17 protein-coding genes are annotated in these 15,220 nt (G+C 63.0%); 10 read left to right on the top strand and 7 right to left on the bottom strand.

Going from position 1 to position 15,220, the window contains the following annotated elements:
• Positions 1 to 26: 26 nt before the first annotated feature.
• Both ABD059_RS09760 and ABD059_RS09755 read right to left on the bottom strand, forming a co-directional pair.
• Positions 27 to 332 carry a peptidoglycan DD-metalloendopeptidase family protein gene (locus tag ABD059_RS09760; RefSeq protein WP_343879505.1) on the bottom strand — a complete coding sequence of 102 codons (306 nt, stop codon included), beginning with the start codon at positions 330 to 332 and terminating at the stop codon, positions 27 to 29.
• Positions 333 to 339: 7 nt separating this feature from the next.
• Positions 340 to 567 carry a hypothetical protein gene (locus ABD059_RS09755; protein WP_343879503.1) on the bottom strand — a complete coding sequence of 76 codons (228 nt, stop codon included), beginning with the start codon at positions 565 to 567 and terminating at the stop codon, positions 340 to 342.
• A gap of 390 nt (positions 568 to 957) precedes the next feature.
• On the opposite strand from ABD059_RS09755, the gene rpsB reads away from it, so the two are divergent.
• The 6 genes from rpsB to ABD059_RS09725 all read left to right on the top strand — a co-directional run bounded on the left by rpsB (position 958) and on the right by ABD059_RS09725 (position 6,083).
• A complete protein-coding gene (gene rpsB, locus ABD059_RS09750) occupies positions 958 to 1,887 on the top strand; it encodes a 30S ribosomal protein S2 (protein WP_343879501.1) in 930 nt (309 codons plus the stop codon).
• Between the two features lie 107 nt (positions 1,888 to 1,994).
• Complete coding sequence (gene tsf / locus ABD059_RS09745; RefSeq protein WP_343879499.1) at positions 1,995 to 2,831, top strand: translation elongation factor Ts; 837 nt, start codon at positions 1,995 to 1,997, stop codon at positions 2,829 to 2,831.
• A 165-nt stretch (positions 2,832 to 2,996) separates the two neighbouring features.
• Positions 2,997 to 3,737, top strand: a complete 741-nt coding sequence (gene pyrH, locus ABD059_RS09740) for a UMP kinase (protein ID WP_343879559.1) — start codon at positions 2,997 to 2,999, stop codon at positions 3,735 to 3,737.
• Positions 3,738 to 3,845: 108 nt separating this feature from the next.
• On the top strand, positions 3,846 to 4,403 hold the full coding sequence (frr, locus tag ABD059_RS09735; RefSeq protein ID WP_343879497.1) for a ribosome recycling factor: 558 nt from the start codon (positions 3,846 to 3,848) through the stop codon (positions 4,401 to 4,403).
• A 143-nt stretch (positions 4,404 to 4,546) separates the two neighbouring features.
• Positions 4,547 to 5,470: a phosphatidate cytidylyltransferase gene (locus ABD059_RS09730; RefSeq protein ID WP_377959655.1), complete on the top strand. Its 924-nt coding sequence runs from the start codon at positions 4,547 to 4,549 to the stop codon at positions 5,468 to 5,470.
• A 34-nt stretch (positions 5,471 to 5,504) separates the two neighbouring features.
• Positions 5,505 to 6,083 carry a DivIVA domain-containing protein gene (locus ABD059_RS09725; protein ID WP_343879495.1) on the top strand — a complete coding sequence of 193 codons (579 nt, stop codon included), beginning with the start codon at positions 5,505 to 5,507 and terminating at the stop codon, positions 6,081 to 6,083.
• A 36-nt stretch (positions 6,084 to 6,119) separates the two neighbouring features.
• On the opposite strand, the gene ABD059_RS09720 is transcribed toward ABD059_RS09725, so the two are convergent.
• The 4 genes from ABD059_RS09720 to ABD059_RS09705 form a co-directional block, all read right to left on the bottom strand.
• Entirely contained in the window at positions 6,120 to 7,595 is a 1,476-nt protein-coding gene (locus ABD059_RS09720) for a sodium/solute symporter (RefSeq protein WP_343879555.1), read from the bottom strand.
• Between the two features lie 15 nt (positions 7,596 to 7,610).
• Positions 7,611 to 7,994, bottom strand: coding sequence for a DUF485 domain-containing protein (locus ABD059_RS09715; RefSeq protein WP_343879493.1), 384 nt, complete (start codon positions 7,992 to 7,994; stop codon positions 7,611 to 7,613).
• Between the two features lie 10 nt (positions 7,995 to 8,004).
• Positions 8,005 to 8,739 (bottom strand): LytR/AlgR family response regulator transcription factor, encoded by a 735-nt coding sequence (locus tag ABD059_RS09710; RefSeq protein WP_343879491.1) that lies wholly within the window; start codon positions 8,737 to 8,739, stop codon positions 8,005 to 8,007.
• 69 nt (positions 8,740 to 8,808) lie between these two features.
• Positions 8,809 to 9,996, bottom strand: a complete 1,188-nt coding sequence (locus ABD059_RS09705; RefSeq protein WP_343879489.1) for a sensor histidine kinase — start codon at positions 9,994 to 9,996, stop codon at positions 8,809 to 8,811.
• A gap of 236 nt (positions 9,997 to 10,232) precedes the next feature.
• Between ABD059_RS09705 and ABD059_RS09700 the strand changes: the two genes are divergently transcribed.
• Both ABD059_RS09700 and ABD059_RS09695 read left to right on the top strand, forming a co-directional pair.
• Complete coding sequence (locus ABD059_RS09700) at positions 10,233 to 10,616, top strand: DUF485 domain-containing protein (RefSeq protein ID WP_343879487.1); 384 nt, start codon at positions 10,233 to 10,235, stop codon at positions 10,614 to 10,616.
• Positions 10,613 to 12,235 (top strand): solute symporter family protein, encoded by a 1,623-nt coding sequence (locus ABD059_RS09695; RefSeq protein WP_343879485.1) that lies wholly within the window; start codon positions 10,613 to 10,615, stop codon positions 12,233 to 12,235. Before ABD059_RS09700 ends, ABD059_RS09695 begins: the two co-directional genes overlap by 4 nt.
• Positions 12,236 to 12,372: 137 nt before the next feature.
• On the opposite strand, the gene ABD059_RS09690 is transcribed toward ABD059_RS09695, so the two are convergent.
• Positions 12,373 to 12,852 carry an Lrp/AsnC family transcriptional regulator gene (locus ABD059_RS09690; RefSeq protein WP_343879483.1) on the bottom strand — a complete coding sequence of 160 codons (480 nt, stop codon included), beginning with the start codon at positions 12,850 to 12,852 and terminating at the stop codon, positions 12,373 to 12,375.
• A gap of 201 nt (positions 12,853 to 13,053) precedes the next feature.
• Here ABD059_RS09690 and pdhA point away from each other — a divergent pair, with 201 nt between their 5' ends.
• A complete protein-coding gene (gene pdhA, locus ABD059_RS09685) occupies positions 13,054 to 14,208 on the top strand; it encodes a pyruvate dehydrogenase (acetyl-transferring) E1 component subunit alpha (RefSeq protein WP_343879481.1) in 1,155 nt (384 codons plus the stop codon).
• Positions 14,208 to 15,215, top strand: a complete 1,008-nt coding sequence (locus ABD059_RS09680) for an alpha-ketoacid dehydrogenase subunit beta (RefSeq protein ID WP_343879479.1) — start codon at positions 14,208 to 14,210, stop codon at positions 15,213 to 15,215. The genes pdhA and ABD059_RS09680 overlap by 1 nt, the downstream gene beginning before the upstream one ends.
• Positions 15,216 to 15,220: the final 5 nt, after the last annotated feature.

Raw genomic sequence — 15,220 nt, 5'->3', positions numbered from 1 at the left:
CCGTAGCGAGCGACTGAAGCGAGACGTCACGGACCATGCAGCGGCAGCAGGACTGACGGCCTGCGGTCCAGTACATAATGGAGCGGATTGACGTACTCGCCGTTGAGTCGCACGCCCCAGTGCAGGCATCCCTCGCGGCAGTGTGACCCTGACGTCAGCGAAGCGACCGTACCCAGGGGCTGGCCCTCCTCGACCGCCTCACCCCGGTCGAGGAGGGCGGTGACCGGCTCAAAGCTGCTCAACAGCCCACCGCCATGGTCGATGGTCACCACCGGACGATCGACAACCCACCCGGCGAAGACCACCCTGCCTTGCGCTGGACTGATCACCACCGCCCCGTCAGTAGCAGCCAGATCGGCCCCCCCGGTGTCCCGGCAGCCATCGCTGCGCGGGCGGATCGAAGTGCCTCAGCACTATCGGGGTAGGGGTGAGCGGCCAGCCCCACGGAGGATCGTAAGTGGTCACCGGAGCTGCTGACCCGGTCGCCGCGGATCCAGTGCTGCCCAGCGCTGTGACCAGCAGGACCCCGAGGGTGACCGCTCGCTGGCGGAAGGATCTTGTCCTCATGCAGCAAGTGTCCTGCGGTTTCATCCCGGGCGGGTCGCCGTCTGCGCTTATGTGGGTAACGGCACTCGCCAGACCACCCAGGACCCCGATTCCCCGTCCCGACCGACACCGGCCATGTAGTAGACTCGCTATAGCAGTTTGCTGCGATGCCGCGTGCCCGGAGACCGTTTCTGGCACACATCGGTCCGTTGCATCTGACTACGCGTACCTCGACCTTAGCTACCTCACGGATAGCGAAGGGCATGGGTCCAACGGTCCGGATAGTTTCCGGTGATGGACTCCATGGGTGAAAACCAACCGGTACCAGGAGTGACGTTCAACCGAACGGAACACTAGTAACCGTCAACAGGCAGAACCGCGCCACGCGCCCTGCCGATAGAAAGGAACGACATGCCAGTCGTTACCATGCGCCAGCTGCTCGACAGCGGCGTACATTTTGGCCACCAGACCCGTCGCTGGAACCCGAAGATGAAGCGCTTCATCTTCACCGAGCGCAACGGCATCTACATCATCGACCTGCAGCAGTCACTGTCTTACATTGACCGCGCATACGAGTTCATCAAGGCCACCGTTGCACACGGCGGCACTGTCCTCTTCGTCGGAACGAAGAAGCAGGCACAGGAAGCCATTGCCGAGCAGGCTACCCGTGTTGGTCAGCCCTACGTCAACCAGCGCTGGCTCGGTGGCATGCTCACCAACTTCCAGACTGTGTCCAAGCGTATCCAGCGCATGAAAGAGCTCGAGGAAATCGACTTCGACGATGTAGCCGGCTCCGGTCACACCAAGAAGGAACTCCTCCTCCTCCGCCGCGAACTGACCAAGCTGGAAACCAACCTCGGTGGTATCCGCAACCTGACCAAGGCTCCTTCAGTTGTGTGGATCGTTGACACAAAGAAGGAACACCTGGCTATCGACGAAGCCAAGAAGCTCGGTATCCCAGTGGTTGCGATCCTCGACACCAACTGTGACCCTGACGAGGTTGACTTCCCGATCCCCGGCAATGACGACGCCATCCGCGCCGTCCACCTGCTCACCCGCGTGGTAGCGGATGCAGTGGCAGAGGGCCTGATCGCCCGTCACAACCGCTCCGGTGGAAATGACGCCGAAGCAGCAGCCGAGCCAATGGCCGAGTGGGAGCGCGAACTGCTTGGCGATAGCGCCACACCAGCAGCCGAGGAAGCCGCACCAGCAGCCGACGCTGCGCCTGCAGAGGCAGCAGCCGAGGAAGCCCCAGCAGCAACAGAAGCAGCCGATGCTGCTCCCGCCGCCGAGGAAGCCCCGGCAGCCGCAGAAGCTCCAGTAGCAGACGACAGCAAGTAACTGGATTCGGGGGTGCGGGTGAAAATCCGCGCCCCCTTCTCCATGTGCCCAGGCGTCACCGCCTGCAGGCATAGCTCTTCTTAGACACAACATACCTAGGAGTTCAGATGGCGAACTACACCGCCGCCGATATTAAGGCACTGCGCGAGCGCACTGGCGCTGGCATGATGGACGTAAAGAAAGCCCTCGACGAGGCTGACGGCGATGCCGGCAAGGCCATGGAGCTCATCCGCATCAAGGGCTTGAAGGGCGCAACCAAGCGCGAAGGCCGCTCAACCGCTGAAGGCCTGGTGGCTGCCAAGGTCGACGGCAACGTCGGCGTCATGGTCGAGGTCAACTGCGAGACCGACTTCGTCGCCAAGGCTGGCCCCTTCGTTGAATTTTCCAACAAGGTCCTCGCTGCAGCGATTGAATCCGGCGCAGCCGACGTCGATTCCCTCCTCGCGTACACGGTGGACGGCAAGCCCGTCTCCGAGCACGTCATCGAGGCTGGCGCCCTGCTGGGCGAAAAGGTAGCAATCCGCCGCCTTGCGCGCATTGAGGGTGGCATTGTTGACGCCTACCTCCACAAGACCTCCAAGGATCTTCCCGCACAGGTCGGCGTGCTCTTCGCAGTCGAGGGCGAAGGCGACGCAGCCAAGGAAGCCGCTCACGACATCGCGGTTCACATTGCTGCCTACTCGCCGACGTACCTGGTGCGCGACGACGTACCAGCGGAGCTCGTTGAAACCGAACGCCGCATTGCCGACGAAACGGCACGCGCCGAAGGCAAGCCAGAGGCCGCATTGACCAAGATCGTTGAAGGTCGCCTCACCGGATTCTTCAAAGAGGGAGTGCTGGTGGACCAGGCGTTCGCGAAGGATGCCAAGAAATCAGTCGCTCAGGTGTTGACTGAAGCCAACGCTAAGCCGAGCGCATTCGCCCGTTTCCGGGTCGGTGCCTAGGCTCGTTAGGACAGAGTAAGACAGCGGAGAAGGGGTGGTCGCCACGGTGACTACCCCTTTTTCCTGCCCAAGTGACCTGCCCGCCCTTCCTGCTGGGGACCAAACCCGCCAGCACCCCAACGTATTCTTTTAGCAATGAACCCCACAACCGCCCTGGGAGGCACCATGGATAACTCTGATTTGGGCACGCAAGGCGGGGACACCCGCCGACGTCGGGTGCTCCTCAAGCTCTCCGGCGAAGTTTTTGGTGGCGGCAAGCTCGGTGTCGACCCGGAGACCGTGCGATCCGTCGCTAAACAGATCGCAGCGACGGTCGACCAGGTCGAGGTCGCGATCGTGGTCGGCGGGGGCAACTTCTTCCGTGGCGCCGAACTCTCGCAAAGCGGCATGGACCGGTCCCGGGCTGACTACATGGGGATGCTGGGGACGGTGATGAATTGCCTCGCCCTGCAGGATTTCTTGGAACAGGCGGGGGTCGAAACCCGAGTGCAGAGTGCGATCACGATGGGACAGGTAGCCGAGGCCTACATCCCGCGCCGCGCTATTCGCCACCTCGAAAAGGGCCGCGTGGTCATCTTCGGCGCCGGCGCTGGACTCCCGTACTTCTCCACGGACACGGTGGCGGCCCAGCGAGCGCTTGAAGTGCACGCAGACCTGGTCCTGATGGCCAAAAGCGGTGTTGACGGTGTCTACACCGCGGACCCGCACAAGGATCCCACCGCTGAGAAGCTCGAGACGTTGTCCTACGATGACGCGCTGCGCCAGGACATCCGCGTCATGGACCAGACGGCCATGACCATGTGCAAGGACAACGACCTCTCGATGGTTGTCTTTGGTATGGAGGGGGAGGGGAACGTCACCCGCGCAATCCTTGGGGAAAAGATTGGAACGACAGTAACCACCTAGGCACGTCCTGGGCCTTCCCCGGAGGGGTGGCTCAGGTGAACTAGGATTGAAAACTGAACCGGACGACGCGCGGCTGTTGCTCAGCTGACGCACAGCTTAGGAGTTACAGTGATCGACGAGACATTGCTAGAAGCCACCCAGAAGATGGACAAGGCTGTGGAAGCGGCGAAGGAAGACTTCGCCACCATCCGGACGGGGCGTGCAAACGCCTCGCTGTTTTCCAAGGTGATGGTCAACTACTACGGTGCCCCAACTCCTCTGCAGCAGCTGGCATCATTCCAGAACCCTGAGGCACGCACGCTCCTGATCACCCCCTTCGACAGGGCAGCACTGAACGATATCGAGAGGGCCCTGCGCGATTCGGACCTTGGCGCCAACCCCTCCAACGATGGCAACATCATCCGGGTGGTCCTCCCCGAACTGACCGAGGAACGCCGCAAGGAATACGTGAAGCTGGTGAAGACCAAGGCTGAAGACGCCAAGATCGCTATCCGCAATATCCGGCGGAAGGCGAAGGACGGTATCGACAAGTCGGTCAAGGATGGCGACGCCGGCGAAGACGAGGGTGCGCGCGGCGAGAAAGAACTCGATCTGCGGACCAAGTCCCACACGGACATCATTGACGAGCTGCTCAAGCGCAAGGAAACCGAGCTGCTTGAGGTCTAATGAGCGACACCCATCACTCAGCTAGCACTGAGGGACGGCCAGTCTCGCAGGGGGACGTAGGTTCCGTGCCAGGTGAAGACGTACCCCAAGCCGGGGAAGAGACAGAGCCCGACCGCGCGACGTCGCCGGAAGCCGGTCGGCCCGTGGTTGGCGTTGTTGCTGCCAGCAGTGGCCGGCGCGCCCAACGTGCGCCGGGCACACGCTGGGTGCGTCGCCGACCAGCCTCCAGAAGCGCGGGGGCGCCCAAGGCTCCTTCGCGGGCGGGACGGAACCTGCCCGCGGCAACGGCAGTCGGCGTCGCCCTCCTTGGATCGGTACTGGGCGGAATCCTGTACCTCCCGATAGCTTTCGTGGCGATCACCACCGCGTTCGCGCTGGTGGGTGTTTGGGAAATATCCCGGGCCCTCGAGGTGCGTCAGATTCGACTGCCCCTGGTGCCCACTATTGTCGCGACAGTCGCTCTTCCGTTCGCCGCCTACTTGGGCGGACCGGAAGCGCTGGCCTACGCCGTCGTTCTTTCCACAACAGCCCTGGCGCTCTGGCGGAGTTTCGACCCGGCGCCCGATGCTGCCAGATCCATCACGGCCGGTATTTTCGTGGTGCTCTGGGTGCCCCTCATGCTCAGCTTCGCCATGCTGCTCCTGCAGGAACCATCAGGCAAGCTGCTGGTGGCGACGCTGCTCTTGCTGGTCGTTGCCAATGACACCTTCGGCTATCTGGTCGGTGCGTTCTTCGGCAAGCACGCCATGGCGCCCAAGATCAGTCCGAAGAAGTCGTGGGAAGGGTTTGCCGGATCAGTCGGTGGCGCCGTACTGGTGGGAGTTCTCGCTACGGTGTTCCTGCTGGACCGGCCCTGGTGGTTCGGCCTCGTCCTGGCGGTGGCGACCGTCTCCGCGGCGACCGCCGGCGACCTTGCGGAATCGATGATTAAGCGTGAGCTCGGGGTGAAGGACATGGGCAACATTTTGCCCGGGCACGGCGGGATGATGGACCGGCTCGACTCCATCGTGTTCGCCTCCCCGGTTGCGTTCTTGCTGTCAGTTACATTGGTACCGGGATTTCTCTAGCTCGCAGCCGTCAACCCAAAGGATTCAGGACACCATGGACGAAGCTCGACAGAGCACCTCTCCCTTTGCGCGCGTGGGCCGCCGGGAGTATGGGTACAACCTTCGGCAGGTGGATAGCTTCCTGACCCGGGCGCGAGCCTACTACAACACGGAGGATTCCGCCGGTGGCGCCGTGACCAGCGCCGACGTGCGATCCATGGCGTTTGACCCGGCGAAGGGCGGATACGAGCCGCGGGCTGTGGATGCTGCCCTCGACCGTCTGGAAGACGTTTTTGCCCAGCGGGAACGTGACCGACTGATCGAATCGAAGGGCGAGGACTCGTGGTTGATGCAGATTGGCCGGTCCTCGGCGGTGCTGCGGAGCAGGCTGCACCGGGCCCCGGGCGAACGGTTCAGGCGCCCCACTAAACGCAAGGCCGCCAGCTACAACGTCGACGACGTCGACGCCCTCTGCAATGAACTTCTCGGCTACTTCGAAAGTGACGTTCCGCTGAGCGTTGACGTGGTGCGACGGTCAGTGTTCCGAGAAGCTGTGGGCGCCGACGGGTACGAGGAGACCCAGGTTGATGCCTTCCTGGACCGGGTGGTCGAACTGATGGCGGCTATCGACTAGTTCAGGTCCTCGCCCGCCAGCGCGGGCTGATGCAGCCTACTGCTGCCGTTGTACTGGTTCGGGGGTGTGCAGTCGCGCCAGCACCCGCGACACACTACCCGGGGTGCGGCGGGGGGTAAGCCGTGACACCAGGATGGTCACGGCAAACGCCGCTGGCACCGTCCACAACGCGGGCTGTTGCAGCCACTCATAGCGAGCCGACGCCGGGCCGAGCACCGCGGCGGCAAGAATCGACCCGCCGCACAGCACAGCTCCTGCCAGCATCCCCGCCACCGCTCCTACATCGGTCAGGCCCCGCCACCAGATTCCGAGGAGGAGCAGCGGGCAAATGGTTGACGCTGTGAAGGCGAACACCATGCTCACGCTGCCTGCCAATGCCAGTGTGTTGGTGGCCAGGGCCAACAACAACGGGATGAGCGCCGAGATCACTGCGGCCCGTCTGAATCCCTTCACACTGCCCTGGAAGAATTCCTGGCTGACTACCCCGGCCAGGGACACCACCAGTCCGCTGGTCGTCGACAGGAACGCGGCAAACGCACCTGCTGTCACCAGCGCCGACAGCAGGTCACCCACGGCCCCGTCGAAGATGCGGCTGGGAAGCAGCAACACGGTGGCGTCAGCTGCCCCGTCCGCGGCAAGATCGGGCGTATAAATCCGGCCGAGGATGCCATACATGGTGGGGAACAGGTAAAACACCGAGAGTAAACCCAGCACAATGAGCGTGGTCCGGCGAGCCGACGCACCGTCAGGATTGGTGTAGAAGCGAACCAGCACATGGGGCAGACCCAGCGTGCCGAACAGCAAGGCAATGACCAGCGATATATTGCGGTAGAGCGAGGCGTCACCGCCAATGTTCAACTCGGCGGCGAAGACGGCGCCGGCGTCAGTGATCGGGCTACCGGTCGATGACAGGCGCAGCAGGATGAACACGATCGGCACTGCCAGGGCGGTGAGCTTGAGCCAATACTGGAACGCCTGCACAAAGGTGATGGACCGCATCCCGCCGGTGACCACGCTGAGGCAGACCACCACCACCACCGCCACCGCCCCCACCCACGGGGGCAGCCCGGTGGTGATCTGAACGGTGAGGGCCGCTCCGTGCAGCTGCGGCACAATGTACAGCCATCCGACGACGACGACGAGCAGGCTGGTCACCCGCCGGACCATCAGTGATTCGAGCCGGGCTTCAGCGAAGTCCGGGATGGTATAGGCGCCGGATCGTCGCAGGGGAGCGGCAACAAACAAAAGCAGCATCAGGTATCCCGCGGTATAGCCGATCGGAAACCACAGGGCGTCAACGCCGGAGAGCAGAATCAGCCCGGCGACACCGAGGAAACTGGCCGCGGACAGATATTCCCCGCCGATTGCCGAAGCATTCCACCACGGCCGTACAGTCCGGGAAGCGACATAGAAATCACCCGTGGTGCGGGAGATGCGTAGCCCGTAGATGCCAATCAACACGGTGCTCAGGGAGACCAGGATCAGCGCAACATAGCCAACCACCGGGTTCAGCTCGGCGTTCACAACCTACCCCTCATCGATCAGGTCCCGGAACCGCATCTCGTTGCGGGAAGCGCTCCGTACATACAGCGCGGCGCAACTAATGACCAACGGGTAGACGCCCAGTCCCAGCAGCAGCCACGGCACCGGAACCGTGAAAACGGACAACTCCCCGATCTGCGGGAAGACGGCCAGCAGCACCGGAATGCCGATCAGGATGACCAGGAAACCAGCCGCCACCACTACGGCAAGCCGGAGCTGGGAACGGATCAGGGAACGGACGAACAGTTCACCGACCTCGGACTGTTCAGCCATTTCCCGGGCAACCGGGTAGGACCCGGGCGCCGGTCTGCTGGTGCTTCGCGGCGCAGTGACCCGGACGCGTTGGGGAGGATCGTCAGGGGGATTCACCGGGGATGCCTCACTGCTGTCGGGGTCGGAGACGGGTTGCCTCCAGCTTGTCCCGGACCACGGGTAGATGCCTGCGGCTGACCGGTAGCTCCGCGCCGCCCACCATCAGGGATGCCCGCCCTGCCCCGATTTTGACCTGCTGGACCTGGCTCATCGCCACCAAATAGGACCGATGAATCCGCAGGAAACCGGCGTCGGCCCACTGACGTTCAAGATCGTTCAGGGGAATCCGGATCAGGTAGCTCGATTCGGCCGTGTGTAGCCGCGCGTAGTCGCCCTGGGCCTGGACATAGCGAATCTCATCGCGTCTGATCATCCGGCTGATCCCGCCCTGGTCAACGGTGATGACCTCGGGCGGGGCCGCTGTCCCATCCTGACCGCTCTCCATCAGTTCGCAGATCCGCCGCACCGACTCGGCCAGGCGTTCCATCCGCACCGGCTTGAGGAGGTAATCCACCGCGCGAAGGTCGAAGGCCTCCAACGCGCGGTCCTCGTCAGCGGTGACGAAGACCACCGCAGGTGGCCTGCTGAACCGTGAGATTACCCGGGCGATGTCCAGGCCCGAAAGGGCCGGCATGTGAATGTCGAGGAACAATGCGTCGACGTCGTGGGTCTCGAGGGCACGCAGAGCCTCAGCCCCACTGGAGGCGCGGTGGATTGTTTCGATCCTTGCATCCTTCGCGAGGAGAAAGGCCAGTTCCTCGACTGCGGGGAGCTCATCGTCGGCGATGACAACATTGACCATGTGGTCCAGATTACGCGCATCATCGCGGTGCGAGGTGACCCGGCCGTCTCCTCGTCCTGTCAGGGACCGCTATGTCTGGTGATCCGGCTGTGACTTGGGGATCCGCAGGGTGATCATTGTGCCAGCGCCGACTGCGGTGTCAATCATGAGCCCATGATCCTCGCCGTACACCTGGCGCAGGCGCTGGTCGACGTTCCTGAGGCCCACATGAACCCCGTCGGTGTGACCGGCCAGGACCGAGCGCAGGTAGTCGGGTTCAATGCCGACGCCGTCGTCTTCGATCGTCACCTCGGCGTACGCACCGGCGTCGTGGGCGGTGATGGTGATGTGCCCTGACCCATCAGTGGATTCGAGCCCATGTCTGACGGCGTTCTCCACCAGGGGTTGGAGGCTCAGAAACGGGATCACAGTACTCAGCACTTCGGGCCCGATCTCCAGGGTGACTTTCAGACGCTCACCGAACCGGGCACGCTCCAGCAGCAGGTAGCGGTCAATCGACTGCAACTCCTCGGCGACCGTAGTGAAATCACCGTGTCGCCGGAACGAGTATCTGGTGAAATCAGCGAACTCCACCACCAGTTCCCGGGCACGTGCCGGGTCGGTGTTGATGAAGGAGGCAATGGCGTTGAGGGAGTTGTAGATGAAATGCGGACTGATCTGGGCGCGCAGGGCGCGCACCTCGGCCTCCATCAGCAAGGTCCTCGACGAGTCGAGTTCGGCGAGTTCCACCTGGGTTGCCACCCAGCCAGCGACCTCGTTGGCGGCGCGCACCAGGCCGGCGTTGACGTGCGGGCCGAACGCTCCCACGGTGCCGACCACCCGCTTGTCGACGCGGATGGGGGAGATGACCACCTGCCCGCTGCCGGGGACGCCCGTGGGGCCCAGTTGTGCTTCCCTGAAGATCTGGGTGCGCCCACTGGTCAGGACTTGTTGGACCAGCTCCATCACCGGTTCGGGCATTTCGCGCCCACCGTCCCAGGCGAGCACGGCATTCTCGTCGGTGATCAGCAGGGTGTCACAGCGGAGCAGGCTCCGCAGATGCTTGCTGGCCTTCGATGCGCCGGTGGGCGTCAGCCCGGCCCGAAGGTGCTCCGAGGCGAGCGCCGCGGTATGCAGCGTGGCATAGGTGGCGCGGTCGGCGTCGGACCCAAGATCGCGGTAGGAACGCGACAGCTTGAACCCGAGGGCGGCAACCACCGCGATCGTGATCACCACGATGGCGCCCACCAGGGCAGTGTCGACGGCGGTGCTGAACATGGGTCAACAGTAACCGTCCGCGCCGGCCCTTCGAGGTTGCGGTTGGTCCCATTCGACGCAGGAGGGGGCCGCTCACCGCAACTGAGTGTCCACTGGGCGATACACAGTGCTGCGGCACTGGAGAACCACGCCCGTAGGACGCAAGGTGATGGGAGTCACATCTTTACGTGCCTGATGTTGCTTCCGACCCTTCGGAGTTGGCCCGGCGCGGAAGACGTTCTCAACGAGGAGGAATCATGGCTACCGAGTCATCGCCGCCGGATGCAGGCACAGCAGCGCCCGTCGACTTCACCGCATATCAGCAGAACCCCCAATTTAAGGAACTGCGCAAACGCCACCGTAGCTTCGTTTTCCCCATGGCAGTCTTTTTCCTGCTCTGGTATTTCCTGTACGTGCTGCTGGCGTCCTACGCCACCGACTTCATGTCCACCCCGGTGTGGGGGAACATCAATATCGGACTCATCATGGGTCTACTGCAGTTCGTCACCACATTCGCCATCACTATGGGCTACGTCACCTACGCCAACCGGAAGCTTGACCCGATCGCCGCGGACATCCGCCACGAGCTTGAGGCCACCGCACCGGAGGTCTTCACCGAAAAGCCAGGAGCTACCAAATGATGCCCCTCTCCCTGCCGATGCAGACGGTCGAAAGCACCCAGGTTGGTGAACCGTGGCTCAACATGACCATTTTCGGATTGTTCGTGGCCGTCACCCTCGTGATCGTGCTCCGGGCAAGCCGTAACACCAAAACCGCGGCCGACTACTACGCCGCGGGCCGGTCCTTCAGCGGACCGCAAAACGGTACCGCCATCGCCGGCGACTACCTCTCGGCCGCTTCGTTCCTCGGAATCGTCGGCGCCATTGCCATCAACGGCTACGACGGGTTTCTCTACTCGATCGGCTTCCTTGTCGCCTGGCTGGTAGCCCTGCTGCTCGTGGCTGAACTACTCCGCAATACCGGCAAGTTCACCATGGCCGATGTCCTCTCCTTCCGGTTGCGCCAGCGTCCCGTGCGGATCGCCGCAGCCATCACCACCCTGGCAGTCTGCTTCTTCTACCTTCTTGCGCAGATGGCTGGCGCAGGCGGGCTTGTGTCCCTCCTGCTGGGCATTGACGACCGGATCGGCCAGTCCCTGGTCATCACCGTCGTCGGCGGGTTGATGATCCTTTACGTACTAATCGGCGGCATGAAGGGCACCACCTGGGTGCAGATCATCAAGGCGGTCATGCTGATCACCGGTGCGTTCGTGATGACCATCTGGGTTCTCGCTATCCACAACTTCAACTTGTCCACCCTGCTCGGTGCCGCCATGGAGACCGCAGGAAACCCTGAGATCATCAACCCTGGGCTGCAGTACGGTATCAGCTCGACCTCGCAGTTGGACTTCGTCTCCCTCGCGCTGGCGCTGGTCCTGGGTACCGCGGCCCTGCCGCATGTGCTGATGCGCTTCTACACGGTTCCGACTGCCAAGGAAGCCCGCCGCTCAGTGGTCTGGGCCATCTGGCTGATCGGTGGGTTCTACCTGTTCACCCTGGTCCTCGGTTACGGCGCTGGTGCCCTCATCGGTGCCGATCGCATCACCGCAGCCCCGGGTGGCGTCAACTCGGCAGCGCCGCTGCTGGCGTTTGAGTTGGGCGGGCCAATCCTGCTCGGGGTCATTTCGGCAGTCGCGTTCGCCACCATCCTCGCGGTGGTTGCTGGTCTGACGATCACCGCGGCAGCATCGTTTGCCCATGACATCTACGCAAACGTGATCCGCAAGGGCAACCTCGACCCTGACGGCGAGGTGAAGGTTGCACGGCGCACCGTCGTCGTCATTGGCATCCTGTCCATCCTCGGCGGCATCGGCGCGCAGGGGCAGAACATTGCCTTCCTGGTGGCGCTCGCCTTCGCAGTTGCAGCAAGCGCCAACCTGCCAACCATTCTCTACTCGCTCTTCTGGAAGCGCTTCAACACCCAGGGTGCAATCTGGAGCATGTACGGCGGGCTCGGTTCCGCAATGTTGCTCATCGCCTTCTCACCTGTTGTTTCGGGCCGGGAAACCTCGATGATCCAGGGCGCCGACTTTGTCCTGTTCCCACTGAACAACCCGGGCATCGTCTCCATCCCGCTGGCGTTCTTCCTCGGCTGGCTTGGAAGCGTCCTCGCCAAGACCACCGAGGATCCGCAGAAGCAGGCGGAAATGGAAGTCCGGTCCCTGACCGGAGTTGGTGCGGAAAAGGCAACAGAACACTAACCCTTCGCTTCGACACCGATGGTCAACGGCAACAGGCCGGCCCGAGTCCGGGCCGGCCTGTTGGCATGTGAGGGGGTTGTTCCGGAAGGGGCGTGCCGTGCACGGGGTTGGGATTCCGGTGTTACGTGTACCCGCCCTCACCCACCCGGCTGCCGGGGCCCACGTTCCAGGAGGGGCTCCACCCGGAAAGGGACCAGTTCGCCCATAGCCAGGGAGGTGTCACAGCGTTCCACTCCGTCGCAACCGAGGATCTTCCCATTGATTCGGAAGAGGTCCTCAGCATCGGCGCAGACCACGCGGACCAGAATATCGGCCTGGCCGGTCAGACCATATGCTTCGAGCACCTCGGGGATACCCGCGAGTTGCTCGGTGATCGCCGCAAGTTTCTGCTGCTGCACATGCACATGAATGAAGGCCATCAGCGGGTAGCCGAGAGCAACCGGATTGATCCGCCGCTCAAAGGACAGGAACACTGACTTTTTCTCCAGCTGTGCCATCCTGGCCTGCACCGTGTTGCGGGACAGCCCTAGTTTCTGGGCCAGCGCGACGACGGTGCGTCGGGGGTCTTTAGCGAGGGCCATCAGCAGACGGGTGTCAGTGGAATCCAGGGGGTGCATAATGCGCAATGCTAACACGGTGCGGTCTGCCTGAATTGGGCATGGTGCTCAGTCAAACGGGGATCGGTTGTGCTCCTTGGACCCTGTGAGTAGGGTCACAGTATCTTTGGGTAAAGACGCCCGAAGGTCAAGGTCCGACGACGCGACCGGATCAGAGTGATTCGTTGGCGGGTCGGTGCACTCAATGAAGGTTGTGTAATTGTGCCCCTGAATGACACCGCTTCCGCTGGAGAAGACTCACTGATCCAGCTGCTGACCCCCGCGGGTGTTCGACAGTCCAGCGGAGACTACGACAGGTGGGTTGCCGACGTCGACGGCCCGGCGTTGCAGGCACTCTATGAGGACATGGTGGTGGTCCGCCGGATCGACGCCGAGGCGACCGCGCTCCAGCGGCAGGGCGAACTCGCCCTCTGGCCGCCTCTGCTGGGACAGGAAGCGGCTCAGATCGGCTCAGGCAGGGCGCTCCGAGAGGACGACTTTGTTTTCTCCAGCTACCGTGAAAATGCGGTGGCGTACTGCCGCGGTGTCGATTTCACCGATATTCTCCGGGTGTGGCGAGGCAACGCCTCCTCCGGCTGGGACCCCTTCTCGATCAACATGGCCACCCCACAGGTCATTATCGGTGCGCAAACCCTGCATGCCACCGGGTACGCGATGGGCATCCAGAACGACGGCGCCGATTCCGTGGCCGTCACCTACTTCGGCGACGGTGCCACCAGCCAGGGTGACGTCAACGAGGCGATGGTCTTCGCCGCCAGCTACCAGGCGCCGGTCATCTTCTTCTGCCAGAACAACCACTGGGCCATTTCGGAGCCGGTAGGCCTGCAGGCTCATGTCCCGATTGCCAACCGTGCGCCAGGCTTCGGGATCCCATCCGTCAGGGTGGACGGCAACGACGTTCTGGCCTGCCTGGCGGTGACCCGAGAGGCGCTCGACCGGGCGCGGTCTGGCGGCGGGCCAAGCTTCATCGAAGCTGTCACCTACCGGATGGGGCCCCACACCACAGCTGACGACCCCACCAAATACCGCGACGCGAACGAACTCGAGGACTGGGCAGCGAAGGACCCGATCTCCCGGCTGTCTGTGCTCCTGGATTCGCTCGGGTTACTGACACCGGATTTCCTCGCCGCGGTGAACGCGAAGGCCAACGACGTCGCCGCCAGACTCCGTGCCGGGTGCATTGAAATGCCGGAGCCCGCTCCCATGGACGTCTTCAAGCACGTTTACAGCACCCCCAACTCCTGGCTGGACCGCCAGCAGGAGAACTACGGCCGCTACCTCGCCTCCTTCGACTCCGGGCCTGTTGAATCCGAGTCGCAGAAGAGCAGTGGAACAGCCACGGAAGGAAGCCTCTAATGTCCACCATGACCTTTGGCCGCGCTATCAACGCCGGCATGCGCCGGGCCATGGAAAACGACCCGAAGGTGATCCTCATGGGTGAGGACATCGGCAAGCTCGGCGGTGTATTCAGGATTACCGAGGGCCTCCAGAAGGACTTCGGGGAACACCGTGTGCTGGACACCCCGTTGGCGGAGTCCGCCATTATGGGGACCGCCGTCGGCATGGCGTACCGCGGGTACCGGCCCGTGGTGGAGATCCAGTTCGACGGATTCATTTACCCCGCTTTTGACCAGATCGTCTGCCAGGTCGCCAAACTGCACTACCGGACCCAGGGCGCCGTCAAAATGCCAATCACGATCAGGGTGCCGTTCGGGGGCGGCATCGGTTCGCCCGAGCACCACTCGGAGTCGCCCGAAGCCTATTTCACCCACACCTCGGGCTTGCGGGTGGTCAGCGTTTCCAACCCCCAAGACGCCTACACGATGATCCAGCAGGCCATCGCCTGTGACGACCCGGTCCTGTACTTCGAGCCGAAACGGCGCTACCACGTCAAGGGCGAGGTGGATGAGTCGATCGACCTCGCAGCGTCATCGATGGAGGACGCACAGGTGGTCGCCGAGGGTGACGAAGTGACTCTGGTGACCTACGGTCCGCTGGTTCCAACTGCCCGTGACGCCGCAATCGCGGCGTCGGACGAGGGTATCTCCGTCGAGGTCATCGACTTGCGGTCGCTGGCTCCCATCGACTTCGCTACGATCGAGACATCGGTGCGTAAAACCGGGCGGCTAGTCATCACTCACGAGGCTGCACAGTCGGGTGGGCTGGGTGCGGAGATCGCTGCCAGCATCACTGAACGCTGCTTCAACTATCTCGAGCACGCACCGGTCCGGGTCACCGGCTTCGACATCCCCTACCCGTACTCCAAACTTGAATTCCATCACCTGCCCGACCTGGACCGGATTCTTGACGGCGTTGACCGCGTCATGGGACGAACCAATTCACTGAGCGGGATCGAAAGGTAGTGGCA

It is taken from the genome of Arthrobacter flavus, from assembly GCF_039526005.1.
GTDB classification, from domain to species: domain Bacteria; phylum Actinomycetota; class Actinomycetes; order Actinomycetales; family Micrococcaceae; genus Arthrobacter_D; species Arthrobacter_D flavus.
Note: the sequence above shows the minus strand (reverse complement) of the source record. Positions and strands in the feature narration are given on the sequence as shown.

What these genes read in the sequence shown, in the direction of transcription:
- ABD059_RS09755 (WP_343879503.1), bottom strand. Translation starts at nt 567, where the DNA reads ATGAGGACAAGATCCTTCCGCCAGCGAGCGGTCACCCTCGGGGTCCTG.
- rpsB (WP_343879501.1), top strand. Translation starts at nt 958, where the DNA reads ATGCCAGTCGTTACCATGCGCCAGCTGCTCGACAGCGGCGTACATTTT.
- tsf (WP_343879499.1), top strand. Translation starts at nt 1,995, where the DNA reads ATGGCGAACTACACCGCCGCCGATATTAAGGCACTGCGCGAGCGCACT.
- pyrH (WP_343879559.1), top strand. Translation starts at nt 2,997, where the DNA reads ATGGATAACTCTGATTTGGGCACGCAAGGCGGGGACACCCGCCGACGT.
- ABD059_RS09725 (WP_343879495.1), top strand. Translation starts at nt 5,505, where the DNA reads ATGGACGAAGCTCGACAGAGCACCTCTCCCTTTGCGCGCGTGGGCCGC.
- ABD059_RS09710 (WP_343879491.1), bottom strand. Translation starts at nt 8,739, where the DNA reads ATGGTCAATGTTGTCATCGCCGACGATGAGCTCCCCGCAGTCGAGGAA.
- ABD059_RS09705 (WP_343879489.1), bottom strand. Translation starts at nt 9,996, where the DNA reads ATGTTCAGCACCGCCGTCGACACTGCCCTGGTGGGCGCCATCGTGGTG.
- ABD059_RS09700 (WP_343879487.1), top strand. Translation starts at nt 10,233, where the DNA reads ATGGCTACCGAGTCATCGCCGCCGGATGCAGGCACAGCAGCGCCCGTC.
- ABD059_RS09695 (WP_343879485.1), top strand. Translation starts at nt 10,613, where the DNA reads ATGATGCCCCTCTCCCTGCCGATGCAGACGGTCGAAAGCACCCAGGTT.
- ABD059_RS09690 (WP_343879483.1), bottom strand. Translation starts at nt 12,852, where the DNA reads ATGCACCCCCTGGATTCCACTGACACCCGTCTGCTGATGGCCCTCGCT.
- ABD059_RS09680 (WP_343879479.1), top strand. Translation starts at nt 14,208, where the DNA reads ATGTCCACCATGACCTTTGGCCGCGCTATCAACGCCGGCATGCGCCGG.